The sequence below is a fragment of the Alicyclobacillus mali NBRC 102425 genome (assembly GCF_001570745.1).
In the GTDB taxonomy this organism is placed as follows: domain Bacteria; phylum Bacillota; class Bacilli; order Alicyclobacillales; family Alicyclobacillaceae; genus Alicyclobacillus; species Alicyclobacillus mali.
Genome location: NZ_BCSG01000020.1, coordinates 46,591 through 71,557, shown reverse-complemented (window position 1 = coordinate 71,557; position 24,967 = coordinate 46,591). Strand labels below are relative to the sequence as shown.

At 62.6% G+C, this 24,967-nt stretch carries 22 protein-coding genes and 1 pseudogene; 22 read left to right on the top strand and 1 reads right to left on the bottom strand.

The annotated features are described in order from the left end of the window. The first annotated feature begins 49 nt into the window (after positions 1 to 49). From AMA01_RS08440 to AMA01_RS08420, 5 genes are all read left to right on the top strand, one after another. Entirely contained in the window at positions 50 to 1,198 is a 1,149-nt protein-coding gene (locus AMA01_RS08440) for a cysteine desulfurase family protein (RefSeq protein WP_230087959.1), read from the top strand. A gap of 12 nt (positions 1,199 to 1,210) precedes the next feature. Next, the gene (thiI, locus tag AMA01_RS08435) at positions 1,211 to 2,413 is read left to right on the top strand and encodes a tRNA uracil 4-sulfurtransferase ThiI (RefSeq protein ID WP_067849937.1); all 1,203 of its coding nucleotides are present in this window, start codon (positions 1,211 to 1,213) and stop codon (positions 2,411 to 2,413) included. 24 nt (positions 2,414 to 2,437) lie between these two features. Beyond that, positions 2,438 to 2,683, top strand: a complete 246-nt coding sequence (locus AMA01_RS08430) for a hypothetical protein (protein ID WP_012810632.1) — start codon at positions 2,438 to 2,440, stop codon at positions 2,681 to 2,683. 142 nt (positions 2,684 to 2,825) lie between these two features. Beyond that, entirely contained in the window at positions 2,826 to 3,461 is a 636-nt protein-coding gene (locus AMA01_RS08425; RefSeq protein ID WP_067849935.1) for an RsfA family transcriptional regulator, read from the top strand. 155 nt (positions 3,462 to 3,616) lie between these two features. After that, on the top strand, positions 3,617 to 4,870 hold the full coding sequence (locus tag AMA01_RS08420) for a Ger(x)C family spore germination protein (protein ID WP_230087946.1): 1,254 nt from the start codon (positions 3,617 to 3,619) through the stop codon (positions 4,868 to 4,870). 2 nt (positions 4,871 to 4,872) lie between these two features. Here AMA01_RS08420 and ymfI read toward each other — a convergent pair whose 3' ends face one another. After that, a complete protein-coding gene (ymfI, locus tag AMA01_RS08415) occupies positions 4,873 to 5,622 on the bottom strand; it encodes an elongation factor P 5-aminopentanone reductase (RefSeq protein WP_067849931.1) in 750 nt (249 codons plus the stop codon). 94 nt (positions 5,623 to 5,716) lie between these two features. Here ymfI and bshC point away from each other — a divergent pair, with 94 nt between their 5' ends. The 17 genes and pseudogenes from bshC to murA form a co-directional block, all read left to right on the top strand. Further along, a complete protein-coding gene (bshC, locus tag AMA01_RS08410) occupies positions 5,717 to 7,354 on the top strand; it encodes a bacillithiol biosynthesis cysteine-adding enzyme BshC (RefSeq protein ID WP_067850001.1) in 1,638 nt (545 codons plus the stop codon). Between the two features lie 163 nt (positions 7,355 to 7,517). Beyond that, positions 7,518 to 7,949, top strand: coding sequence for a division/cell wall cluster transcriptional repressor MraZ (mraZ, locus tag AMA01_RS08405; RefSeq protein ID WP_067849929.1), 432 nt, complete (start codon positions 7,518 to 7,520; stop codon positions 7,947 to 7,949). A gap of 17 nt (positions 7,950 to 7,966) precedes the next feature. Beyond that, entirely contained in the window at positions 7,967 to 8,917 is a 951-nt protein-coding gene (gene rsmH / locus AMA01_RS08400) for a 16S rRNA (cytosine(1402)-N(4))-methyltransferase RsmH (RefSeq protein ID WP_067849927.1), read from the top strand. Beyond that, on the top strand, positions 8,914 to 9,306 hold the full coding sequence (locus AMA01_RS08395) for a septum formation initiator family protein (RefSeq protein ID WP_231862882.1): 393 nt from the start codon (positions 8,914 to 8,916) through the stop codon (positions 9,304 to 9,306). Before rsmH ends, AMA01_RS08395 begins: the two co-directional genes overlap by 4 nt. A gap of 4 nt (positions 9,307 to 9,310) precedes the next feature. Beyond that, positions 9,311 to 11,503 (top strand): penicillin-binding transpeptidase domain-containing protein, encoded by a 2,193-nt coding sequence (locus AMA01_RS08390; RefSeq protein WP_067849925.1) that lies wholly within the window; start codon positions 9,311 to 9,313, stop codon positions 11,501 to 11,503. Between the two features lie 88 nt (positions 11,504 to 11,591). Then, positions 11,592 to 13,568 carry a stage V sporulation protein D gene (locus AMA01_RS08385; RefSeq protein ID WP_446698018.1) on the top strand — a complete coding sequence of 659 codons (1,977 nt, stop codon included), beginning with the start codon at positions 11,592 to 11,594 and terminating at the stop codon, positions 13,566 to 13,568. Between the two features lie 61 nt (positions 13,569 to 13,629). After that, positions 13,630 to 15,126, top strand: coding sequence for a UDP-N-acetylmuramoyl-L-alanyl-D-glutamate--2,6-diaminopimelate ligase (locus tag AMA01_RS08380; protein ID WP_067849923.1), 1,497 nt, complete (start codon positions 13,630 to 13,632; stop codon positions 15,124 to 15,126). Between the two features lie 12 nt (positions 15,127 to 15,138). Further along, positions 15,139 to 16,104 carry a phospho-N-acetylmuramoyl-pentapeptide-transferase gene (gene mraY, locus AMA01_RS08375; protein ID WP_067849922.1) on the top strand — a complete coding sequence of 322 codons (966 nt, stop codon included), beginning with the start codon at positions 15,139 to 15,141 and terminating at the stop codon, positions 16,102 to 16,104. Positions 16,105 to 16,117: 13 nt separating this feature from the next. Next, on the top strand, positions 16,118 to 17,494 hold the full coding sequence (murD, locus tag AMA01_RS08370; RefSeq protein ID WP_067849920.1) for a UDP-N-acetylmuramoyl-L-alanine--D-glutamate ligase: 1,377 nt from the start codon (positions 16,118 to 16,120) through the stop codon (positions 17,492 to 17,494). Between the two features lie 80 nt (positions 17,495 to 17,574). Next, positions 17,575 to 18,690 carry a stage V sporulation protein E gene (spoVE, locus tag AMA01_RS08365; RefSeq protein WP_067849996.1) on the top strand — a complete coding sequence of 372 codons (1,116 nt, stop codon included), beginning with the start codon at positions 17,575 to 17,577 and terminating at the stop codon, positions 18,688 to 18,690. Beyond that, positions 18,687 to 19,793, top strand: a complete 1,107-nt coding sequence (murG, locus tag AMA01_RS08360) for an undecaprenyldiphospho-muramoylpentapeptide beta-N-acetylglucosaminyltransferase (protein WP_067849919.1) — start codon at positions 18,687 to 18,689, stop codon at positions 19,791 to 19,793. The genes spoVE and murG overlap by 4 nt, the downstream gene beginning before the upstream one ends. 85 nt (positions 19,794 to 19,878) lie before the next feature. Continuing rightward, positions 19,879 to 20,829 (top strand): UDP-N-acetylmuramate dehydrogenase, encoded by a 951-nt coding sequence (murB, locus tag AMA01_RS08355; protein WP_067849917.1) that lies wholly within the window; start codon positions 19,879 to 19,881, stop codon positions 20,827 to 20,829. Next, positions 20,810 to 21,124 (top strand): UDP-N-acetylglucosamine 1-carboxyvinyltransferase, encoded by a 315-nt coding sequence (locus AMA01_RS08350; protein ID WP_067849914.1) that lies wholly within the window; start codon positions 20,810 to 20,812, stop codon positions 21,122 to 21,124. Before murB ends, AMA01_RS08350 begins: the two co-directional genes overlap by 20 nt. Before the next feature lie 143 nt (positions 21,125 to 21,267). Further along, positions 21,268 to 22,260, top strand: a complete 993-nt coding sequence (locus AMA01_RS08345; RefSeq protein WP_067849913.1) for a YpdA family putative bacillithiol disulfide reductase — start codon at positions 21,268 to 21,270, stop codon at positions 22,258 to 22,260. A 59-nt stretch (positions 22,261 to 22,319) separates the two neighbouring features. Beyond that, positions 22,320 to 22,478, top strand: a complete 159-nt coding sequence (locus AMA01_RS13915; RefSeq protein ID WP_195867440.1) for a hypothetical protein — start codon at positions 22,320 to 22,322, stop codon at positions 22,476 to 22,478. Continuing rightward, on the top strand, positions 22,475 to 23,932 hold the full coding sequence (locus tag AMA01_RS08340) for a recombinase family protein (protein ID WP_067849911.1): 1,458 nt from the start codon (positions 22,475 to 22,477) through the stop codon (positions 23,930 to 23,932). Before AMA01_RS13915 ends, AMA01_RS08340 begins: the two co-directional genes overlap by 4 nt. A 21-nt stretch (positions 23,933 to 23,953) precedes the next feature. Further along, positions 23,954 to 24,946 (top strand): annotated as a pseudogene (murA, locus tag AMA01_RS08335) (UDP-N-acetylglucosamine 1-carboxyvinyltransferase); the annotation flags it as partial. Positions 24,947 to 24,967 lie beyond the last annotated feature (21 nt).

The window sequence follows — 24,967 nt, the reverse complement described above, 5'->3', positions numbered from 1 at the left end:
CGAGGCGCGTCGGTGCCTCGGCCGTCTGGCTTTAGGAGGGATTGAGGTGATGGACGAGCTGTATTTCGACTACGCAGCGACCGCGCCGGTGCGCCCCGAGGTGCGGGCACGGGTGTCCGAGTGGTTGGAGTTGTACGGGAATCCGTCCTCGCTCCACCGGATGGGCATGCGCGCTGAACGCGCCCTGCGGCACGCGAGGGAGCAACTCATGCACAGCCTCGGCGCGCGAGACGGCCGCCTTGTCTTCACGGGCGGGGGCACGGAGGCCAACAACCTCGCCATCTACGGCGTCGCTCGGGCCTATACCCAACGCGGCCGTCACATCGTGACCACGGCCATCGAGCATCCCGCGGTCCGTGAGGCGATGGCGGATCTCGAGCGAGAGGGTTTTGAGGTCTCGTATGTGCACCCAGATCGACGCGGCGATGTCTCGGCGGAAGAGGTGCTGCGCCACGTGCGCGACGACACGATTTTGGTCTCCATCATGCATGTCAACAACGAGACCGGAGCAGTTCTACCCGTGGAGCAGGTGGCGGACGGGCTGCGAGCGTATCCCAAGGCGGTGTTGCACGTCGATGGGACACAGGCGCTCGGAAAAATCCCGGTCTCCATCAGCGGCGCACGGATCCACCTTTATGCCGCTTCGGGGCACAAACTGGGAGCCTTGAAGGGAACCGGTGCGCTTTATGTCCATGCAAGTCTTCGCCTCAAGCCGCATGTCGTCGGGGGCGGTCAGGAATTCGGGTTGCGATCCGGCACGGAAAACGTTCTCGGGGCGCTGTCGTTCGGCGAAGCGGCAGCTCATGCAATCCGCGACATGGAGAGCGACGCGGACGCGGAGCAGAAGAGAGAGCGCCTTGCGCGCGGGCTCGAGCAACTGGGTTATGTGATCATGAGCCCTCGTCATCACTCGCCCTATATCCTCTGCGCAGCCTTGCCCGGCGCGCGCGGAGAGATCTTGGTGCACGCGTTTGAGGAAAAGGGGTTGTATGTCTCGGCTGGAAGCGCGTGTTCGAGTGGGAAACACGGCCGGGAGCCGAGTCACGTGTTGACCGCCATGGGCGTGAAACCTGAATTGGCACTTGCGGCGATTCGGTTCTCATGGCATCCTGGCACTCGAACGTCGGAAATCGAGAGCGCGCTGGAGATCGTGCGTGAGCGGACGACGTGGCTGAAACAAGCGCTAGGCATTCGGTAGGAGGATCTGAACTTGTTATACGATCATCTTTTGATCCGATATGGCGAACTGACGACAAAAGGCGCCAACCGCGCCGAGATGGAACAGCTTTTGGAGCGCAACGTGCGGCGCGCGCTGTCCGCTTGGCCGGAGGTAAAGGTTGCGCGCAGCCAGCAGCGCATCGTGGTTCAATTGAACGGAGCTCCCGTCGATGCGACGTTGCAAAAGCTGCAGCAGGTGTTCGGCATCTCTTCCATCTCGCCCGTCGCAGTCGCGCCGCTCGATCTGGCTGCCATCCAACAGACAGCCGTCGAGGTGGGCAAGCGGGAACTTATGGACAAGTCCACGTTCAAGGTCGAGGCTCGGCGGGGGTTCAAGGGGTTTCCGCTCGACAGCCCGGCGCTGCAGAAAGCTGTCGGAGCGGCCGTGCTGCGCGCATTGCCGCACATTCGCGTGGACGTCCACCGTCCAGAGGTGGTGATTGAGGTTGACGTGCGCAAGTCTGCCGCGTACGTGTATCCGAGCCGCGTGCCTGGGCTCGGCGGCTTCCCGGTCGGAATGAGCGGGAAGGGCCTCGTGCTGCTCTCCGGTGGTATCGACAGCCCGGTGGCCGCTTGGAAGGCGATGAAGCGCGGCTTGGAACTTGAACTCGTTCACTTTCACAGCTTTCCGTTCACCAGCGAGCGAGCGCAGCAAAAGGTGGAAGATCTCGCAGCCGTCCTCACGAAGTGGGGCGGGCCCATGAAGTTGCATCTGGTCTCGGTCACGGCCATTCAGGCTGAAATCCAGCGCGCTGCGCCCGAGGGACTCAAGACCATCCTGCTCCGCCGGATGATGGTTCGCGCAGCAGCAAAGATCGCGGAAGAAGTGGGTGCAGGCGCGCTCGTGACGGGCGACAGTCTGGGCCAGGTTGCGAGCCAAACGCTTGCGGCCTTGAACGCCGTCGATCGCGCCACGGATCATACCATCCTGCGGCCGCTCATCGCGGAGGACAAGCTCGAGATTATCGAACTCGCCAAGCGGATGGGCACGTACGACATTTCGATTCTCCCGTTTGATGACTGCTGCTCGCTGTTTGCGCCGAAGCATCCCAAGACGAATCCGAAGCTGCACGATTTGGAGCGGGCGGAAGCCCGCATGGACGTGGAGCATCTCATTGCGGATGCGGTGACGTCTCGCGAAGAGAAGCTCGTGACGGCGGATGAGGTTTTCGGTGCGAGCGCAACCTATCTGTAAGTCGTGATACTTGGAGGGCTTGCGATGCGATGGCTTCGGCTGGCATTTCGGCTGTTCCGAGTGGCGTCGACCGCCTATGCCTTGTGGAACGCTTCGCGCCTCACGCGCGCCTTGTACCTCGGCAGGTTGGCCTGGCGGGCCATCCGCCGAAAGCCGCTCTTTGACCGACCGCCGCGGGTCGTGATCGAATACGTGGGCGCAAAATCGCCGTATATCTACCGGCGCCGCGGATGGCGCAGGATTCGTTCGGCCGATCGCGCCGAGCCGTAGCGCCCCTTTTGCCCAGCCTCTGTTTAAGTCTCCTCGCCGGTGGGAATAACAAATGGTAGCGTCGGAATAATTCCGACTGACGACCATCGTTTTGAAAGGCCGGTGAAACGCGATGAGCGAGACGAGACAGAAAGACAGGGCGATGCGCCAAGACGCGTGGACGACGGAGGACGACGAGATTCTAGCGGAGATCGTCCTGAAACACATCAAACAAGGTAGCACCCAGTTGGCTGGGTTCAACGAAGCGGCGAGGCGCTTAGGTCGTACGGCAGCCGCCTGTGGTTTCCGGTGGAATGCGTGTGTTCGGAAACAACAGCGCTATCGCATTGAACTGGCGAAGGAAGAGCGCAAGAAGAACAAGTCGCAGCGCGTGCAGGCGCAGCTCGAGGGAGGAGACGCGGATCACCCGACCGCGACGCTGATGACGTGGGCGCAGGTGCTCCGGTTCCTGCGCCAGGAGAAGAACACCGCGCAGGAATGGGCTTCGCGCTGGCGCAGCGCCGAGCGACAGTTGAGCGAGATGCGCGCGAAATACGAGTCGCTCGAAGCCCAGTACAAGCAGGTGTGCGAGGAACTGCGCGACCTGAAGTCCACCCACGAAGCTGTGGCGCGGGATTACCGGGCGCTCGTCGAGATTATGGAGCGCGCGCGCAAGGCGGCTGTTCTGGATGACGACTTAATTGGTCCAAAATTCGCCGAGGGGTTCATGTATCGTATCGACGAATATGGCAATTTGGAACGCATTACGTCAGGAGAGCGCATGGAGCAGGCTGAGTAGGCTTGCTCCTTTTTCTCATGCACCAGTTTCGACGATTCGGCCGTGCATGAAGCGGCAGTCGGGAACGGATCGCAGCGGGGTGCAGGCCAGGTGGCCGCGCATGGAATGCAAGGCCACGAGCCATCCTACGAGCGAGGATGGTGAGAGGAATGCGGATGAAGCTCCGGTGGTCGTGCGCCGCGTCCCGATGGCTGACGCTGGGATTGGCCATCTTCGCGCCGTTGGCCACGACAGGCTGCTATGATCGCCAGGAACTGGAGCAGCAGGCGTTCGTCAGCGTGCTCGGTGTCGACAAGGCGCCTGGTGGCCTGATCGATTGCACGTTTCGGATTGCTCAGCCGGTCAACCCTACCGGGGCGAGTTCGCACTCTGGAGAACAGCCTCTGGCCGGCAAGGAGCCAATCACGGTGCGGGCGCGCAGCATCCCGGAAGCGATGATGATCGCCAACGGATCCGTGGAGCGATCCATTACGTTCTCCCACCTGTCGCTCATCGTGTTCGGCGAAGACCTAGCGAAAGAGGGCGTGGAGCCGTATATCGAGGCTCTCACGCGCTATCGAGAATTCCGCAGGACAGTGCCCGTCTCCGTGTCCAAGGGCAAGGCCAGCGAATCGATAAAGGCTTTCCAACCGATGCTTGACTCCGCCCTCACGCGCATCGCCGACGGCGTAGCTCTCGTGTCGCAGCGGACGGGGATTGCACCCGTGTGCCCAATTCAGTACCTCATCGATGGCATGGAAAATCCGCACGAGGACGCCATGGCGCCGATGTTTGCGGTGAACCAGAACGCCGAAAAGGGCGAGATGCCGGATTCGCCTGGACTGTCGTATCGCGCTGGAGACGTCCGCCGGAAAGGCGGCAACCCCGTCGACTGGATGGGCGCTGCCATCTTCCGGGAGGATAGGATGGTCGACGAGGTGACCGGGAAGGACTGCCTCTACCTGCGACTCCTGCAGGGCGGCGTACACCACGCCACGCTCACCCTGCAAGATCCCGAGGCTCCGGACCGGGACATTGGCCTTGAACTTCACAAGGAGCGGCCAGCCGAGTATCAGGTCAAGCTGTCCAACCCGCTGGCGATCACGGCGCACGTGCCGGTGGACGCGGACGTGATCAACATCTCGTCGGCACGCAACTACGCCGATCCCGCAGCCCGCCAGAAGCTCGAAGCGGAGCTCGATAAGCAGGTGTCGGAGCGCATGGAGCGCTTGTTGAACCGGCTTCTTGTTCATGACCAAGCGGATGTCATTCCGGTCTCGAAGGCCATCCGAAGCCAGTTCATGACCTATCAGCAGTTCGCCGCGTTTCCGTGGGAGGAGAAACTCAAAACTGCAAAGATCCAGGTGGACGTGCAGATTCACGTGCGCAGATTCGGCGTGCAGCTCGAGCCGATTCAGAAAAAAAGCTGAGATTAGCTCATCCAGCCCCCATCCACCGCGAGAACCTGGCCGGTGATGTACGAAGCCCTTGGACTCAAGAGAAAGGACACGGCCGCCGCCACTTCCTCGGCACGGCCCATGCGCCCGAGCGGAATTTCTCGCTCGAGTGATTCGCGCTCGTCGGGGGCCAGGTGCCTCAACATCTTCGTCTCAATCGGGCCTGGCGCGATGGCGTTCATGCGCACGGGAATGGAAGCCCACTCGCGTGCCAGTGACTTCATCCAGGCGATGATCCCCCCTTTGGCCGCGGCATACGCGCCTTCCATCGCGGCGCCGTGCAGACCGTAGACGGATGAGATCAAGACGCAGGCGGCCTGGCGAGATCGCCGTAGGTGTGGAAACGCAGCTTTGGTTAAATAGAACGCCGAGGACAGATGCTCGTCGATGACGTGGCGCCAAGCATCCGTCGGCATCTCGTGCGCGAGCGCCCGCGCGTCACCGCCCGCAGCGTGCACGACAAGCGTCGGCGTTCCGAACTGCGTGGCCTCCATGACGAGGCGTCTGGCCTCTTCTTCTTTTGACAGATCCGCCTGCACGGCGAGCGCTTCGGCACCAAGCCGCTCGCATTCGGCGACGGTTCGCTCCGCCTCATCCCGCCCCGTGTAGTACCCGCATACCACCCTCGCGCCCTGGCCCGCCAGTTCCAGCGCAACGGCCCGTCCAATGCCGCCCGAGGCGCCCGTCACGATGGCGACTCGATCCGAAAACGCTCCCTGCGCCATGAGGTTTCCTCAACTCCTTACGGTTTTACATCCCTAGCCCCGGTTGTTATGATGAGTGTGGCCATTTTGGGTGGAGCAAAGGGGCGAGTTCTCCTTGAAGTGTACGGTATACGAGGCGCCGACCGGAAATCCACTAGCCGACGCCCATTTGTTCTCCTTCGATCGCGTCCATCATCTCTACGACGATCAAGATCCGCGCGACATCGCGACGTACCGGGCGCGCGCCGAGGCAGTCCTGCGGAGTTATGCGCCGGCGACACGCACTTCGCTCGTGCAAGCGCTGCGCGTGTTTCACGGCGAGATCGGCGCATCCGCAGCTCAGAACCGAGCGCTGGAGCGCTTGGCGGAACCCGGCGCGTTGGCCGTCGTCACGGGACAGCAAGCGGGACTGTTCACAGGGCCTATCTACAGCCTCGCCAAGGCGCTCACCGCCATCGGTGTGGCGCGCGAACTTGAGCGACAGCTGGAGCGCCCAGTCGTGCCGGTCTTTTGGATTGCGTCCGAGGACCACGACGCCGAGGAGGTCAACCACGCGCATGTAGTGGACCGGCTCGGGGAAGTGGGACGCATTCAGCTTCCTCACCGCTTTGAGCCGCATCAGATGGTCTACTGCGAGGCGCTCGAGGTGCGTGATGTGAAAAGTGTTCTGAACCAGGCCGATGAGCGGTTGGCGGAAACGAGCCACAAGCTCGAGGCGCTTCACGCCATCTGGTCGGCGTGGAGGGAGGGCGATTCTCTCGCCACCTGGTTCGCGCGGATCATGGCGAAAGTGTTCGCCGAACACGGCCTCGTGTTCTTCGATCCCTGTCTGCCTGCCGTACGCCGCCTGGCGTGGCCCGTGTTCCGTCAGGGGCTAGAGGCAGTGCGCGACGTGCAGCGGCGGTTGGACGACGCGTACGCCGAGGTCGAACGGGCGGGCTTTGTGCCGGAGGTGGTTCGCGACCCGCGCCATTCCACCGTGTTTGCCGTGATGGATGGCAAGCGGTTTGTGTTGGAAGAGAGCGCGGCGGGTTTCGTCGCCCGCGGTCACGGCGAAGCTGGCGCACTGTCCGAATGGCTTGAGCGAGGCGATCTCGACCCCACGGGGTTTTCTGCCAATGTCCTTTTGCGGCCCGTGGTGCAGGATGCGGTGCTCCCGACTTTGGCGTACGTAGGGGGGCCGAGCGAGATCGCATACTATCCGCTTTCGCGCGGCGTCTTTCACGCGCACGGACGACGCTTGCCGCCGCTCATCCTGCGACAGCGCATGCGCTTGGTGCCGCCCAGCGTGGCACGCCTCATGCGAAAGCACCATCTGTCGCTTGACGAACTGCGCGACCCCCTTGATCTCGTGGCAAGCCGCATGCGCGCCGATGTCTCGGAGCCGCTGCGGCGCGAGGTCGACGGCTGGCTGGAAAGCGTGCGCGCGAAGCTCGCCAGCCTTCAGGCTTCCTACACTGAGCTCGGCCCGGAGGTCCCTGCCATCCTCGAACGACATGTGCAGGTGGAGGAGCGCGCATGGCGGGACTTGGAGCGACGCGTGGTGCGCGCGTGGAAGCGGCGCCGTGAGGGCGAACTCCGGCAGCTCCGTCAGATTGAGCGATGTTTGTTTCCGGACGGACATCCTCAGGAGCGGCGCCTTTGCCCGCTCAACTTCTGGAGCGAGGTCGGGACGCAGGCGTTCGCCGAGCTGCCAACGTGGAGTTCTATCTCGCAAATGGGACCGGTTCTTGACGTCGTGATAGACAACTGAACTCGAGTGAGGCTTGAGGCGATCGCGCCGCGTGCGCGGTCGCCTCTTTGTGTAAAAAAATCCGAACACCTAGCAGGAGATCCGCAATGGAGCGCGAAGTGGTATGATCGTGGTGGAAAGTGGGGCAAAGTGGGGGACATGCGCGAGCGGGTGGTGAAGGCCGTTGTTCATGGGCGAGTACGAACATTCCCTCGACAGCAAAGGGCGGCTGACCATCCCGGCGAAGTTTCGGGATGGGCTGGGGGATTCGTTCATCGTGACCCGCGGCCTGGACCAGTGCCTGTTCGCATACCCCCTGGATGAGTGGCGCGCGCTCGAGCAAAAGCTGAAGGCTCTTCCCATGACGCGATCGGACGCGCGAGCATTCGTGCGCTTCTTCTTTTCGGGTGCGTCCGAGTGCGAGGTCGACAAGCAGGGCCGCATTCTCCTGCCTCCCAAGCTGCGCGAGTACGCCAGGCTTGAAAAGGAGTGCACGCTGATCGGGGTGTCGAATCGGGTCGAAATTTGGAACACGAGTGTCTGGGAACACTATTCGAGCGACGCGGAGCGATCGTTTGCGGAGATTGCGGAAAACCTCGTCGACTTTTCGTTCTAAATCGCGGGGGATGAGAGTTGAACTTTGCGCACGAGACCGTCCTGTTGGAAGAGGCCGTCGATGCGTTGGCCCCTCGCCCAGGCGGCGTCTATGTGGACGCGACGCTTGGGGGGGCAGGGCACACGGCGCGCCTGCTCGAGCGGTCCGCGCCTGACGGCGTGGTGATTGCGTTCGATCAGGACGAAGCCGCCATCGCGCACGCCGCACATCTGAAGCAGGAGTATCCGGACCGCCTCACGCTGGTCAAGGCGAATTTCGCCGAGATGGAGCAACGCCTGCGGGCGCTTGGCGTCACGGCGGTGGACGGCGTCCTGTTCGATCTCGGCGTGTCCTCGCCTCAGTTTGACCTCCCGGAGCGGGGATTCAGTTACTGGCATGAGGGCCCGCTCGACATGCGCATGGACAGGCATCGGCCGCTCACCGCGCGCGAGATCGTCAACACGTGGGACGAGCGGGAACTCGCGAGAATCCTCCGGGAGTACGGCGAGGAGAGGTTTTCGCTGTCGATTGCGCGCGCCATTGCGAGGGCGAGATCGAAGAAACCTATCGAGACGACGACGGAACTCGCAGAAATCGTCAAGGGTGCCATTCCGGCTGCCGCCAGACGCGCTGGCCCGCACCCCGCGCGTCGCACGTTTCAGGCCATTCGCATCGCGGTGAACGACGAGCTGGGGGTTTTGGCGTCCGGCGTGGAGGCAGCTTTTCGCGCCTTGAAGCCCGGTGGTCGACTTTCGATCATCACCTTTCATTCTCTTGAGGACCGCGTGGTGAAGCGCCTGTTTCAGACGTGGGCCCAGGGGTGCATTTGTCCGCCGGAATTCCCGGTCTGTCGGTGTGGCCGTAAGCCTTTGGGGCGCATGGTGTCGCGCAAGCCCGTGACGCCTTCGAGTGAGGAGCTGGAACGAAATCCGCGCGCGCGATCGGCCAAGCTGCGCGCTTTTGAAAAGCTGGATGATGGGGAGCGATGAGTGAGATGTCTGCCGTGCAACAGGAACTTCGCCCGCGTCGCGAGGCGTGGGGGCAAACGGCGCCGAGACGTGAACGGGATGTGCGCGACGCGGAGCGCCGGGCTGCTCGCCGCCGCCTGTGGAACCGGGTGAGCTTCGCCGTGTGCTGCATGGTGAGTTTCGCCGCGGTGTGGTGGGTTGCGGCCAAGGGGGCCGAGATCTACGAGTTGAACGATTATCACGCGAAGCTTCAGTCGGCCATCGCGGCACAGCAAGCGGTGAACGCCAATCTCCAGATGCAGGTGTCGGAGCTCGAACAACCGGCGCACATCCTGAATGTCGCCATCAACAAGCTGCACATGGTGTACAAGAATCCGGTCATGATTCCGACGCAAGGAAACGGCGAGTGATGGCATGAATCGAGGTGGCAGGCGAACGGGAAGACAGACCAGTTGGAAGCGCCCGAAACGGCGTCTCTGGGCTCTTCAGCTGGCCATGGTGGCGACGCTTGGCGCTGTGGTCTGGCGTATTTACGACGTGCAGCGCGTGTACGGCGGAACGCTGAAACACGACGCGGCCACAGTGATGGACGTGACCGAGCCTCTTCTGGCGCCACGAGGGTCCATCCTGGATGCGCAGGGCAATCGACTTGCGTACGACGTGCCAGCGTATTACGTCGATATAGAACTTGCGCCCATGCGCCCGTATGCAGATGAAGCCGCGCGGATACTCGCACCTGTCCTCAACACCAACGAGGCCGATCTCGCCGCGCTCCTCTCGAAACAAGTCAGTTGGATTCAGTTGCCAACTCCCGTGGAGGCCCTGGTGAAATCCAAGCTCGAAGCGGCGTTTGCCGCGCACGCGTGGGCGCCGGACGACCGCAACACGGCGTGGTCCAACTGCGTGACATTCACGCCGACAGAGTTGCGTGTGTATCCCTACGGCAATTTCGCCTCGAACGCCATCGGATATGTGGTCAAGGGCGTGGGTGAAAGCGGCGTTGAGCTCGAGATGAATTCTTACTTGGCCGGAGAAAACGGGCTCATTTCGTATCAGCAGGATCCCACCGGCGTACCCATTCCGGGCAGCGTGAAGGTGGTGAAAGCCGCCAAACCAGGTGACAACGTGCAGCTGACCATCGACGACACCATCCAGGGGTACGTCGAAGACCAGATGAATGCGCTCGTACAGAAGTATCGCCCTCAGCACGCGGCCATCGTGGTGTCCGACCCACAGACGGGGGCGATTCTCGCGATGTCGAGCTGGCCCAATTTTGACCCAAACCAATATTGGAAGGCGAGCCTTGAGGCGCTTTCCTCCAACTGGGCCGTGTCCAGCGCGTTTGAGCCGGGATCGACCTTCAAGCCGTTTGTGCTCGCTGCCGCGCTGGCGACGCACTCCATCAATTTGTATGACACGTTTCAGTCCGGGCAGATCACGATCGACGGGCGCACGATTCACGACTGGAACTACGTCGGTTTCGGTGTGCTGACGTATCAGCAGGCACTCGAGGAATCGTCGAACGTCGGATTTGCGCGAATCGCGATGGCGCTCGGATGGGCGAATCTCGACAAGTATCTGAAGCTATTTGGGTTTACGCAGCCGACCGGGATTGATCTCCCAAACGAGGCGAATTCCATTCTGTTTCCACCGTCTCAGCGGGGGCAGCTCGAGCTCGCGACGGCGGGATTCGGCCAAGGCATTGCCGTGACGCCGATGCAGCAGGTCATGGCGATGGACGCCATCGCGAACGGTGGCCGGCTCTTGCGGCCGTACATCATCAGCAAGGTGATCTCGCCATCGGGTAAGGTGATTCAGGAGAATCGCCCGACGGTGATTCGCCAGGGATTTCTGCCGCAGAGCGTCATCCAACAGGTGCGCGACACCATGGTCCTCGACGTCTCGGATCCCAAGCACGGCATCGATACCGGCGCGGCGATTCAGGGCTACGAGGTGGCAGGGAAGACGGGCACGGCGCAAATTGTGGATCCGGCCACGGGCACGTACTATCAAAACAAGTTTGAGACGTCGTTTATCGGATTCGTGCCTGCCCAGGACCCCAAGGTTGTGGTGTACGTGACGGTATACGATCCGCAGGTGGCACCCGACGAAGCGTGGGGGAGCACGGTGGCCATCCCTGTTGCTCGGGCCATCATGCAGGAGTGCCTGAATTACTATCACATTCCGCCGACTGGCGCCGTGAAGTCCCTTCAGACAGAACCAGGCCAGGGCCAGGTGACTTATGTGGACACGCCGAATCTCATCGGGCTCTCACAATCGCAGGCGCGAGCGGTGCTCGCGCAGAATGGCCTTCAAGGCATGTTCACCGGGTCGAGCGGCGCGATCGAGCGGCAGTGGCCTTCGCCTGGTGTGCAGGTGCCGCGAGGTTCGAAATTGTACGCGCTGCTCGCCAACCATCAGGCGACGGCCCTGTCGATGCCCGATCTTACCGGTCTCACACTTCGAGACGCGGCCAACCTCCTTGCCGCGATGGGGCTCGACGTTTCCACATCGGGGTCTGGGTACGTGGTGGGCCAGTCCATCCCGCCGGGTTCGCGCGTGAAGGCCGGAGAAACCGTGGAGATTCGGCTGTCACCTGAGGGCTGACGCGCCATGCGTCGGCCCTTCTATTTCCTCGAGTGCGCGCATAGGCTAGTCTCAGCGAACAAGCTGTGCGACGTTGGGGGCGAGGTCTGTGCGCGTGACTCCTGGACTCATGAGGCGGCGGCTGGTCATGCTTCTCTTCGGGCTGTTTGCGGCCATCGGCGCGCTCATCGGCCGGCTCGCCTATGTGCAGGGCTGGCAGGCCACGTGGCTCTCCAACCTGGCCAAGCAGTCGTGGGACCGAACGGTGCCCCTGTCCGGCATCCGCGGGAGCATCCTGGCGAGCAATGGGCAGCCGCTGACGTATACGGCGAGTGCACCCACCATTGTGGCAGTGCCGAGCCAGATCAAGGACAAGGCGGGCACCGCCGCAAAGCTCGCGCCCATCCTGCACATGAGCGTTGACAGCGTGCTGCGCCAGATCTCTCAGCGGGAGCTGATGGTGTACATCCGCCCAGGTGGTCGCCAGATGACAGAGGCGCAGGCCAACGCAATTCGAAAGCTCGAGTTGCCCGGGGTCTATCTCACCGAGGATGGCAAACGAGCGTACCCGTATGGATCGCTCGCCGCTCAGGTGCTCGGCATCACCGGCTACGATAACGTCGGACTCACGGGGCTTGAGAAGCAGTACAACAGCGTGCTGAGCGGCAAAAAGGGAGGCATCACGTTTTACGCCAAGGCCAACGGGGAACTGATCCCGGGCGAGGGACAGTCGGTTGTCGAGCCGACGGACGGAGATGACATCAAGACCACCCTCAATCTTCAAATCCAGCAGTTTGTCGAGCGCGAGATTGAGCAGGCGGTGGCGGCGTACCACCCGGATTCCGTGACCGCGATCGTCGAAAGCCCAAAGACAGGTGCCATCCTGGCCATGGCGAACTACCCTACCTTCAATCCTGCGGACTGGCGCTCTGCCGATCCGGCGACCTACAACCGCAACCTGGCCATCTGGCAGACGTTTGAGCCTGGGTCCACCTTCAAGATTGTGACACTGGCCGCAGCGCTGCAGGAGAACAAGGTGAATCTGAACGACCGATTCTACGATCCCGGCTACTACGAGGTTGCTGGGCACCGCATTCGCTGTTGGAAGGCCGGTGGCCACGGATCCGAGTCGTTCCTCAACGTCGTGGAAAACTCGTGCAACCCCGGGTTCATTGCGCTCGGCGAGCGGCTCGGGAAGGAAGCGCTGTTCTCATACATCCGCGCGTTTGGGTTCGGGCAGAAGACCGGAATCGACCTCCCTGGCGAAGGAAACGGAATCCTGTTCAAGCTGAATCAAGTCGGCCCGCTGGAGTTGGCCACGACGGCGTTCGGCCAGGGCGTGTCGGTCACGCCGATTCAGCAGGTGATGGCCGTCGGGGCGGTGGCGAACGGCGGCAAGTTGATGAAACCGTATCTCGTGTCCGAAGTCATCGACCCAGATACGGGCCGCGTGGTCTCGGTGACGAAGCCGACGGTCGTACGCCAGGTCATCACACCTCAGGTGGCCGCGGAGGTGCGGTCCGCGCTTGAGAGCGTGGTGGCAAATGGGAGCGGTAGCAGGGCCTATCGCGACGGCTATCGGATCGCCGGAAAGACGGGCACGGCGCAGGTGGCAAAGAACGGCCGTTATGAATCCGGGCATTACATCGTCTCCTTTATCGGAATGGCGCCCGCGAACGATCCGGCACTCGTCTGCTACGTGGCCATTGATAACCCCCATCCGGAACATGGAATCGTATTTGGCGGCGTCATTGCCGCGCCGATTGTCGGCAACATTCTCGATGACGGGCTGCGCGAGCTCGGTGTGCCTCCGCAGACGCAGGGGCTCAAAAAGAAGTACCGGTATCCCGAGGCTCCGCCGGTGACGGTCCCCAACTTCGTCGGCCTCACGATGAAGGAGGCGCAGAACCTGGCGCTGCAGAACTCCGCGAACCTCAGGGTGCAGTTGCTCGGTCAGGGGGACGTGATCATCGCGCAGGCGCCGGCTGGGGGCACGCAGGTGGAACCGGGATCGACCATCCGCCTCTATCGGGGGCAGAAGGCGCCATCCGGAAATCAGGTGGCGGCCTTCGCGCTCGGAGGTTGACATCGGGCGCTGGCTGCCCTAGATTTGCGAATGGCACGCCGGTGGTTGGGAGGAAGGCGCCTTGCGATTGAGACAGTTGTTTCAGCCTTTCATGAATTTTCAAGTGACGAACGCGGAGAACCCCGACGTCTTGAATATCACCACGGACTCGCGGGACGTCGAGCCCGGGAGCCTGTTTGTGGCCGTTCGCGGCCATACGGTGGATGGACATCGTTTCGCGCGCCAGGCCGTGGAGCGCGGCGCGGTTGCGGTTATGGTGGAGGAGCCCGTGGCCGACGTGCCCACGGCGATACCCCAAGTCGTGGTGCCGGACACGCGCCACTGGAGTGCACTGGTCGCAGACAGGCTGTTCGGGAGCCCATCGCGAGAGCTCAGGGTCATTGGCGTGACGGGCACGAACGGCAAGACCACCGTGACCCACATCGTGCGCCACTTGCTCGATTCGGCTGGAAAAAGGGCGGGCCTCATCGGCACCGTCGGCGCGAAGTTGGCCTCTGCATCGTGGTCGCTCCCAAACACCACGCCTGAGGCGGTGGAGGTGCACCGCTTGCTGCGCCGCTTTGTGGACGCCGGGGCGACGCATGCGGTCATGGAGGTATCGTCGCACGCGCTTGTGGAGCGCCGCGCCGCCGGCGTGACATTTGCCTGCGCCGCGTTCACGAACTTGACACAAGATCACCTCGATTTTCACGGTACGATGGAACGGTATGCAGCCGCGAAGGCGCTCTTGTTTTCCCGGCTTGGCAATGGCACCGGAAGCGATCCGGCCCGCTCCATCTACGCGGTCATCAACGCGGACGATCCATGGTCTTGGGTGATGGCCGAGGCGTCTGCCGCGCCCATCCTCACGTATGGCATCGAACGCGCCGCGGACGTGAGAGCCCGCGACGTGCGGCTCTCGGCGCAGGGCGCGAGGTTTACGGTGGATTCCCCGGCGGGTCCATTCGAGATTGACACGCCGCTCATCGGCAGGTTCAACGTGTACAACGCGCTCGCGGCCGTCGCCATTGCGCTCGTTGAGGGGCTCGCGCCAAGCGAGATCCAGGAGGGGATTCGCTCGTATCCGAGTGTGCCTGGGAGGATGGAGCGCATCGACGAGGGACAGCCGTTTTCGGTGTTTGTGGACTATGCCCACACGCCCGACGGGCTCGAAAACGTGCTCGCGTCTGTGCGCGAGTTCGCGCCTGCCCGCGTCTTGGTGGTCGTGGGCTGCGGCGGCGATCGCGACCGTACCAAGCGGCCCAAGATGGCGGACGTGGCTGTGAGGCTGGCAGATCTAGCCGTTTTCACGAGCGACAACCCGCGGAGCGAGGATCCGCTCGCCATCCTGGCGGATATGCGCGCTGGCGTCCAACCCAGCCATGCGAACAAGGTGCGGGAAGAAGTGGATCGCAGGCGGGCGATTGAGATGGCCATCGCGGAAGCAGAACCGGGAGACGTCGTCGTGATCGCGGGCAAGGGACACGAAGATTATCAGATCATTGGCGCGGAGAAGCGCCACTTTGACGACCGCGAAGAAGCTCGCCGAGCCATCAGGGCCCGGTACGGGCGATACTAGGGGGCGTTTCCGTTGGACATTCAGGCGCTTTTGCTGACGGCGCTCGCGGCGTTTGTCATCGGGGTGCTCTTGGGGCCTATCTCCATCCCACTTTTGCATCGACTCAAGTTCGGACAATCGATTCGCGAAGAGGGGCCCAAGCACCACCAGTCGAAAGCCGGAACGCCTACCATGGGCGGCGTGATCATCCTCGTAGCGGTGGTGCTGACGACCCTCCGTTTCGCATTTGGCAGTTTGGACACGGTGATGATGCTGGTGGCGACGGTGGGGTTCGGACTGATTGGTTTTGCAGATGATCTGATTAAAATTGTAAAGAAGCGGAATCTCGGGCTGACGGCCAAGCAGAAGGTGATTCTCCAGGCCGTGCTGACAGTCATCCTGTTTGTCCTGCTGTATCGGGAGCAGGGACAGGAAGCGTTGTCGGTGCACATTCCGTTCACCGACGAAGCCGTCCGACTCGGGTTCCTCTACATCGTGTTTCTCATGCTGGTTTTGGTGGGCACGACCAACGCCGTCAACCTCACGGATGGGCTGGACGGGCTGTTGTCGGGATCGGCCATCATGGTGTTTGCGGCGTACGCCGTGTACGCGTATTGGCACACGAGCTATGATGTCGCGCTGTATTGCGCGGCCATGGTGGGTGCGCTCGCCGCATTTCTCGTATTTAATCGCCATCCGGCGAAAGTTTTCATGGGCGACACGGGATCGCTCGCCATCGGCGGGGGACTGGCCATGGCAGCCGTTCTGACTCACAGTGAGCTGACGCTCATCCTGTTCGGCCTGGTGTTTGTCATCGAGGCTATGTCCGTCATCATTCAGGTGTTTTCCTACCAGACGTTTGGACGGCGCGTCTTTCGCATGAGCCCGCTGCACCACCACTTTGAGCTTGGCGGATGGTCGGAGTGGGAAGTCGTCATCCTGTTCTGGCTCGCGTCGTTCATCTGCGCCTTTGGCACGCTCGCGATGGTGTCGCACTGAGGAGGCCGACGAAGTGAAGCTTGTCACACCTGAAACTTGGTTACATGCGCCAGGTGAGGCGCTGGTGGTCGGGCTCGGCAGAAGTGGAAAGGCTGTCGCCTCATTGCTTGCGCGGCGCGGCTTTCGCGTGACTGCGACGGACGAGCGGGCTCTCGATCCGTCCGATCCGGCAGTCGCGCCGCTCGCCGCCCTCGGCGTCGATTTGGTGCTTGGCGGGCACCCGGAGGCGCTCGCCGCGCGCCCGTGGCAGTTTGTCGCCAAAAGCCCAGGCATCCCGTATCATCAGGCGTTCATCGCGAAGTTGATTCAAGCGTCGCACGTCATCGTGACGGACGTCGAGATCGCCTCGTGGTTTGAGACAAGACCCATCTACGCCATTACGGGCTCCAACGGCAAGACCACAACCACGACGCTGGTGGGCGAGATGCTGAAAGCTTCGGGATATCGCCCGATTGTCGCGGGCAACATCGGCACGCCGGTCTGCGACGTGGTGGATCAACCCGGCGATCTGTTGGTCCTTGAGGTGTCGAGCTTTCAACTGGACGGCACGCACACGTTCCACCCGCAAGGTGGCGCGCTGCTCAATTTTTATCCCGCCCACATCGACTATCACGGCAGCTACGAGGCGTATCAACAGGCGAAGTGGAAGCTGTTTGCGAATCAGACCGCGGACGATGTCGCGATTCTCAACTGGGATCAGGCGCTCGTGCGGGATCGAGCCAGTCAGTTGGCACCACGCGTCTGCGGATTCAGCCTGGAGGGCGCGCCGTTTGACGAAGGCGTGGGCGTGATCGACGGCGCGCTTGTCGCCGTGCGCGGGCGAGAGCGCACGGCGATCCTGCCGGTGGAGCACGTGGCCCTCCCGGGCCGGCACAATCTGCAAAACGCGGCGGCGGCAGCGGCGGTGGCGCTCGCGGCCGGAGCGTCCGTGGAAGCTGTGGCCCGTGTGCTTGCGACGTTCCAGGGTGTCGAGCATCGGCTCGAGTTTGTGCGCGAGGTATCCGGTGTGCGATATTACAACGATTCGAAGGCGACGAATCCGGACGCCGCGCGACAGGCGCTCCGGTCGTTTGAGCGCGGTATCGTGTGGATTGCGGGCGGTCTCGACCGCGGAATTTCGTTCGATCCGCTTTTGCCGGATATCTCGGGGCGCGTCCGAGCCGCGGTGCTGCTCGGTGAAACCAGGGAACAGCTTCGGGACGTGATCGCACGAGCGGGTGTGCCCACGTTCGTGTTGGTCTCGTCGATGGAGGAAGCCGTGCATGAGGCGAGCCGGATCGCAGAGCCGGGCGACGTCGTCCTGCTCTCGCCGGCTTGCGCCAGCTGGGATATGTTCCCTTCGTATGAGGTGCGGGGCAGCATGTTCAAGGAGGCCGTGCATAGACTGTAACAGCGCGTCCAAAGGCGTCGCCCTTTGGACCACACCGCGCAAGGCCGCGCGGGAGGGGAGGGAACGCGGTGTTTCGGTCTATGTCGGCGTCTTCGAACCGGGCGCCGGGCTCGTCGCCCGATGTTACGCTGATTGGCGTCATCTTGCTCCTGCTCGCGTTTGGCGTGACCATGGTGCACAGCGCTTCGTCGGTCATCTCCGCGACGCGATTCCAGGACGCCTTCTATTTCTCCAAGCGGCAGCTCATCTGGGCTCTAATGGGCGTCGGTTTGATGATCTGGCTCTCACGTATCGACTACCACGTGTGGCGCAAGCATGCACCGAAGATTGCGCTTGCGAGCTATGCGCTTCTGGTCCTCGTGCTTGTGGTAGGCGTGAACCGCGGAGGATCGAAGGCGTGGCTCGGCATCGGCTCGCTCGGCATTCAGCCGTCCGAGTTCGCAAAACTGGGGCTCGTCATGTTTCTCGCTCATTTGCTCGCGGAGTCGAAGGACCGGATGCACTCCTTCTGGCGCGGATTCGTCCCACCGATGGGACTGGCCCTGGTTGCAGTGGGGCTCATCATGCTGGAGCCCGATCTCGGCCAGAGCGTCGTGATCATGGGGACCACGCTCATCATGCTGTTTGTCGCGGGCACGCGCTGGTCGCATTTGGCCTCCCTCTTCGGCGCGGGCGCCGTCGGCTTCGCGGGCCTCGTCGCGATGGCGCCCTACCGCATGGATCGCATTTACGCCTTTTTGGATCCGTGGAAGTACCCGCTTGGGAAGGGATATCAGATCATCCAGTCCCTTTACGCGCTCGGGTCCGGTGGCATCCTGGGGCTCGGCCTCGGACATAGCAGACAAAAATTTCTTTATCTGCCGGAACCTCAGACCGACTTCATCTTTTCCATCGTCGGCGAGGAACTGGGCCTGCTCGGGACCGTCTCGGTGCTCCTGTTGTTTGCCGTGCTCATCTGGCGAGGAATCCGCACGGCGCTGTACGCGCCGGACGATTTCGGAACGCTTTTGGCGACAGGCATCACGGGAATGATTGCCGTGCAGGTTCTGATCAACATCGGTGTGGTGACTGGATCCATCCCGGCGACGGGCATCACGTTGCCGTTTATCAGCTACGGCGGATCGTCGTTGACGTTGTTGCTGAGCGGCGTCGGGATTCTCCTCAACATTTCGAAGCAGGCGGGGATGGTAGAATGAAGGTGTTGCTGACGGGTGGGGGCACGGGCGGCCACATCTTCCCCGCCCTTTCGCTTTGGCGTCACTTGAAGGCGCGTGTGGGGGACGCGGCGGTTCTGTACGTAGGTACCGAGCAAGGGCTTGAAAGTCGGCTGGTGCCGGAAGCAGGCGTTCCGTTTGTGTCCGTCCATGCGGCCGGCCTTCGTCGAGAGCTGTCGCTGAACGCCGTGCGCACCCTTGCCACCACGTACCGCGGGTATCGGGAGGCGCTCCGAGTCGTCCGCGACTTCCGACCCGATGTCGCGGTCGGCACCGGCGGCTTTGTGGCGCTTCCCGTGATCTACGCCGCCACCAAGCTCGGCGTTCCGTCCGTGATCTGGGAAGGCAACGCGAGGCCTGGGCTGACCAACCAGCTCCTGATGCGTCGCGTGGACGCCGTGGCTGTCTGTTTTCCGGAGAGCGAGGCGTCCTTCGCACGAGCGAAACGGGTCGTTTTCACAGGTAATCCGCGCGGGAGCGAGGTGGTAGAAGTCTCCGCGGCGGACAAGCGGCGGGCACTCGACAATTATCGAATTCTGCGTGGACAGCGCGTGATTCTCATTGTCTTTGGGAGCCGAGGCTCGGAGACCGCCAATCGGGTGGTGGCAGAGATGCTCTCGCGCTTTGCGGACCGCCCCGACTGGCGCGTTCTGTTCGTGACTGGCGAGCGACACTTCGAGGACATTCAAAACCAAGTGGGGCCGCTCCCTCGGAACGTGACGCTCCATCCCTTTATTGCGGACATGCCTGCGCTTCTTCCGCATGTCGACCTGATGGTGAGCCGGGCCGGATCGAGCACGCTCGCGGAGATCTGTGCGCTCGGCGTGGCGTCCATCCTTGTTCCAAGCCCGTACGTGACAGCGAATCATCAGGAGGAAAACGCGATGCAGCTCGCCAGGGCCGGCGCTGCGCGCGTCCTCCGGGAAGCCGACCTGACCCCAGATGTCCTCTGGAAGGAAATCTGTGACATGCTCGAGGGAGATCTTGCCGACATCCAAGCCCGGGCGCGGAGCTTTGGCCGCCCCGACGCCGTGAGACGATTCGGCGATCTCGTCCTTGAAGTGGCGGGCAGGCGCCGCACGTAGGCACTCACCCTTCGCCCAGCCCGGCATATGATGCGGTTGCGGCGGTGAGGTAGGTGACCCAGTGGAATCTTATGGAGGACCTGACATGCATGACGATCCGTTTGTGAGAGTCCTTGCGGATGAAGGCGTGAGGGCGATCTGCGGCGAGCCGATGAAGCGGCACACCACGTGGCGCATCGGCGGGCCAGCCGACTACTTTGTCGAACCGGATTCGGTCGACGCCCTTCGTGTGAGCGTCCGCGCTGCGAGGGCTTATGGTCTACCCATTACCGTGATTGGCCGTGGATCCAACGCACTGGTGCTGGACGGGGGCATTCGCGGGCTCGTCATCAAGCTACACGACGCGTTCGCGTCGTACGAGGTCAAAGAGGACGAATGTGCCGTCTACGCAATGGCGGGTCGCTCGTACGTCGCGCTCGCGAACGTGGCCATCCGCCATGGTCTCTCAGGCCTGGAGTTTGCCACGGGCATCCCCGGTTCGGTCGGCGGAGCGGTCATGATGAACGCCGGCGCGTACGGCCGTGAGACGCGCGAGGTGCTCGCGTGGGCCGAAGTGATGGACGAGACCGGCGCTGTGGTGCGGCTCAGCAATGGCGATCTGCGCTTTGGTTACCGCTACAGCATCCTCAAGGATCGCTTCGGGATCGTCACCTGGGCCAAGTTTCAGATGAAGCCGGGCGATCGCGACGAGATGCGGCGCGTCGTGCGCGAGTGGTCTCAGCGCCGCATTGCGACGCAGCCGCTCAGCTTTCCAAACTGCGGCTCCGTGTTTCGCAACCCCGACGGCACGCATGCGGCCAAGCTCATTGAGGAGGCAGGGCTCAAGGGATTGCGCCGCGGGCAGGCGATGATCAGCGACAAACACGCCAACTTTATCATCAACCTGGGGAACGCATCCGCGAGCGATGTCCTCTGGCTGATTCGGCGCGCACAGGCGGAGGTTCGAGCCCGATTTGGCATTGACCTTGAAACCGAAGTCCGGGTGCTTGGCGAACCCTTGCTAGGAGGTGCGGACGATGGAATTGCTGCGAATTGAGGGCGGCGTTCCGCTGACGGGTGAGGTCAGGGTGGCGGGCGCAAAGAACGCGGCCCTTCCCATTCTCGCGGCCACCGTCATGGTTGCGGGGCGCTCGGTCATCCAAAACGTCCCGGATCTCGAGGATGTCCGTGTCATGCTGGACATCCTCAGGAGTCTTGGCGCGACGGTCTCGATGTCCTCTGGTACCGTGAAGGTCGATGCCACGTCGCTTACTTCAACGCAAGTTCCGTCTCATCTCATGCAGAAGATGAGGTCCCCCATGATGCGCGAATTGCTCATGACTGGATCCTGACGACACCCTCTTCGCATGACCTCGCTTGTTCCCCAGTCCCATGCCGATCCATCCCCGCTGGACGCCGAGAGGTCCGTCGCTCCGTGGTATAATGACGAAGTCCAGAGATTCACAGACGGAGATTTTCGCTAGGAGCGAGGGCCATGTTCGAAGCGTGTATCATTGGCGCCGGTCCATGCGGCTTGGCCGTATCGGTCGAGCTGAAGCGGCGCAGCATTCCCCACGTCGTGATCGAAAAATCCTGCATTGTTTCTACAATTTACCGTTTTCCGACGCAGATGGTGTTCAATTCGACCCCTGAACGCCTGGAGTTGGGTGAAATCCCGTTTTACACAGAGCGGGCCAAACCCACGCGAATGGAGGCGATGACGTACTACCGGACCGTGGTTGAGCGGCTTCAGTTGCCGGTTCGGCAGTACGAGGAAGTGATCTCGGTCGAGCGAGATCGCGAGCTGCAGGGATTTCGCATCCACTCGCGCACGCTGTCTGGGCGGACGCTTGAAACGATGGCCTCGTCCGTCGTGGTGGCTACGGGGTATTTCGATCAGCCCAACATGCTCGGCGTGCCGGGCGAAGATCTGCCTCACGTGAGTCACTATTACCGCGATGCGCATCCGTATTACGGCCAGCGCGTGGTCATCATCGGCGGTACCAATTCAGCGGCTGAGGCCGCCATCGACCTCCATCGCATCGGCGCGCAGGTCACCCTGGTCCACCGAGGAGCCGCCATGTCTGACAAAATCAAGCCGTGGGTGAAGCCCGACATCCAGAGCCTTATCGACAAGCAGGCGATCGACTGTCACTTTCGCTCGCGCGTGGCGGCCATCTGCGCGGATCACGTCCGCGTCGAGACACCTGGCGGTCCGCTGGACGTGCCGTGCGACCACGTCCTGGCGCTGACCGGTTATCACCCGGATACTTCGTTTCTCGAAAAGCTCGGCGTCCAGATTGCGCCGGAGACGGGCATTCCGGTACATGATGAGGCGACGTATGAGACCAACGTGCCCGGCATTTACGTGGCCGGCGTCGTGGTGTCCGGCTTTGATGCCAACCGCATTTTCATCGAAAACGGCCGACTGCAGGCGCCTTGTATTGCGGACGCCATTGCGTCCAGGGCGGGCGCGCGTGTGAGCTGAGTTCGTCCGGCAAGATGGCCATCCCCTCCCGCATATCGGTCTGACGGGAGGGGATGAACATGCGAATTCGTGCCGTCTACGTCTGGGACGCCCGGCGTGAGGAACTGGCTCCTGTGCGGGATGCCGAAGCGGAGGTGGCGAACCGCGTGATGGCTGTCGCCCGTCCCCTTGTGGAGCGCATGCTTGCGCACCGCGGCCGGCGGGTGAATGAGCCGTGAAGGAGCGACATCTGGCGCTGTATATCCGCGTTTCCACCGAAGAGCAGGCGACATCGGGGCACAGCCTGAAGGAACAACAGGAGCAGCTCGTGACGTACGCGCGGGTTCAAGGCTTTCCTTGCTACCAACTCTATTGCGATGACGGATACTCAGGTAAGTCGTTGAATCGCCCGGCGATGGACCGCCTCCGGGCCGACATCCGCGACGGGCTCGTGGTCGGGGTTGTGACCACGCGCATTGACCGTCTGACCCGCAGTGTCGCCGATTTCGCGCGGCTGGTGGAAGAGATGAACGTGCACGGCGTGTTTTATCGTTCCACCAGGCAGAATTTCGAGATCTCCACAGCCATGGGGCGACTGGTGGCGCAGATGCTATCCGTCATTGCGGAGTTCGAGCGAGAGATCATCGCGGAGCGCGTACACGAAAACCTGTTGGCGATGGCGCAGCGGGGTGAGTTGGCCACCAAGCCCCCCTTTGGCTATCGGTTGTCGAATGGCCGTTTGACCCCGGATCCGCGGGAGGCGCGCTGGGTGCGCGAAGGAGCGCGCCTTTTGCTGACCGGCGCGAGCCCGAGGGACGTCGCGATGGAATTCAACGCACTCGGCGTGCGGACGAAGACGGGACGGCTTTGGACCGACCGCACGGTTCGCACGCTGTTTTCCAATCCCGCGTTGGCCGGCGTGTCCGTGTGGAATCGTCGAAAGACCCAGGGGCGTCGGCGAACAGAGCGGGATCCGGCCGAGTGGGTTCGTGTCGAGGGAACGCACGAGGCCATCTTGAGCCGCCAGGAATTCGAAACCCTGCAGGCCATGCTTGAGCGCCGCAGCGCGTTGGCGCCGCGATCGCAAGGCTCGAAGCGCCCGCTCGCCGGCATTGCGCGTTGTGGATTCTGCGAGAGCGCCTTGTACGCTGGCTGGCAGGTGACCACACGCGGCGACCATCGCCAAAAGCGGCCGATTTACCGCTGCGGTCGGTATGTCACAGGTGGTGGCTGTACGCCAAACCAGGTGGACGCCGAAGAGCTCGAACGGCTGGTGGTGGAGGAACTTCTCCGCCGCGTTCGGTCCCAACTCGAGCCGTTGGTAGCGGCCTATCAGTCGAACGCAGCGTCGAACGAGCTGCGCATGATTCAGCGCAAGCGCCGCATTGCCCTGGCGAGATTGAGGCGGATCGCCGAGGCCTACGCGTCGAGCGTGGTGTCCGAGGAGGCGTATACGCGCGAGCAGGATCGGCTGTTGCGCGTGTTGGAGGAGTGTCGCGCGGCGGAGGCCGAGATGACGGGCCTTGCCACTAGCGAGGGCTGGGAGAAGTGGGTGCACGATCTCTGCGCCCATCTTGCTGGCGATCCACAGTTGGAGCGCGCCTTGTTCCTGGCCGTCGTCCGAGAGGTGCGGGTGTTTCGCCCGAAGCGCTCGCGCGAGGTGGATGTCGATCTCGTCCTGAGGCTCGAGTGATGTCGAGATCATCTATCGCGGAGCATGGGGTCTTCCATCTTCTTGATGGGGCCCCTGATGGCGCGGTGCGGTGAGGTGACCGTCTCGAAGCCGGGAGGGTGCGTCATCGGCCAGCGGCCGATTGACTTTCATCTGCGCGGGCTCAGGGCGCTGGGAGCGCGGATTGAGGAATCCCACGGGCTCATCCGTTGCCAGGCAAAGCGTCTCGTCGGTACGCACATCGTGTTGGATTTTCCATCGGTGGGCGCGACTGAGAACCTGCTCATGGCGGCGGTTTTGGCGGACGGAATCACCATTATCGAAAACGCGGCGCGCGAGCCTGAAGTGGAAGACTTGGCAAACTTCCTGAACACGGCGGGCGCGCAGATCCGCGGGGCCGGATCGGCGCGCATTGAGGTGCACGGGAGATCCCAGCTCTCCGAGACCACCTATGCGGTTATTCCAGACCGCATCGTGGCAGGTACCGTGATGGCCATGGCCGCAGCGGCAGGCGGAGAGGTGAAGCTCGTGGGGGCACGGGCGGATCATCTGGGCGTGGTTTTACAGAAACTGCGCGATGCGGGTGTTCGCGCCGAGGTGGAGCATGATATAATCACTGTTATCTGTGAGGAGACCCCATCTTCCGTTGATATCCGCACTGCGCCTTACCCAGGGTTTCCGACGGACCTTCAGGCGCCGTTCATGGCGTTTTTGACCATAGCCAGAGGCACGAGCATCGTGCAGGAAAGTGTGTTCGAAGCCCGCTTCAAGCACGTGGATGAGCTGGTGCGCATGGGTGCAAACGTCTCGGTCGATCTTCGCACGGCCATTGTGCGGGGTGTTCCGCGACTGTCCGGCGCGCGCGTCGCTGCGGCGGATCTTCGCGGGGGCGCGGCGCTCGTCGTGGCCGGTCTCGCGGCCCATGGCGTCACGGAGGTCGAAGGACTCCAGCACATCGACCGCGGGTATGAAGACATGACGGCTTTGCTGCGCACGCTCGGTGCGCGCGCCTTGCGCGTGCAGAGCGGCGAGTGAAGAGGGGGCGCACAGGCGGCG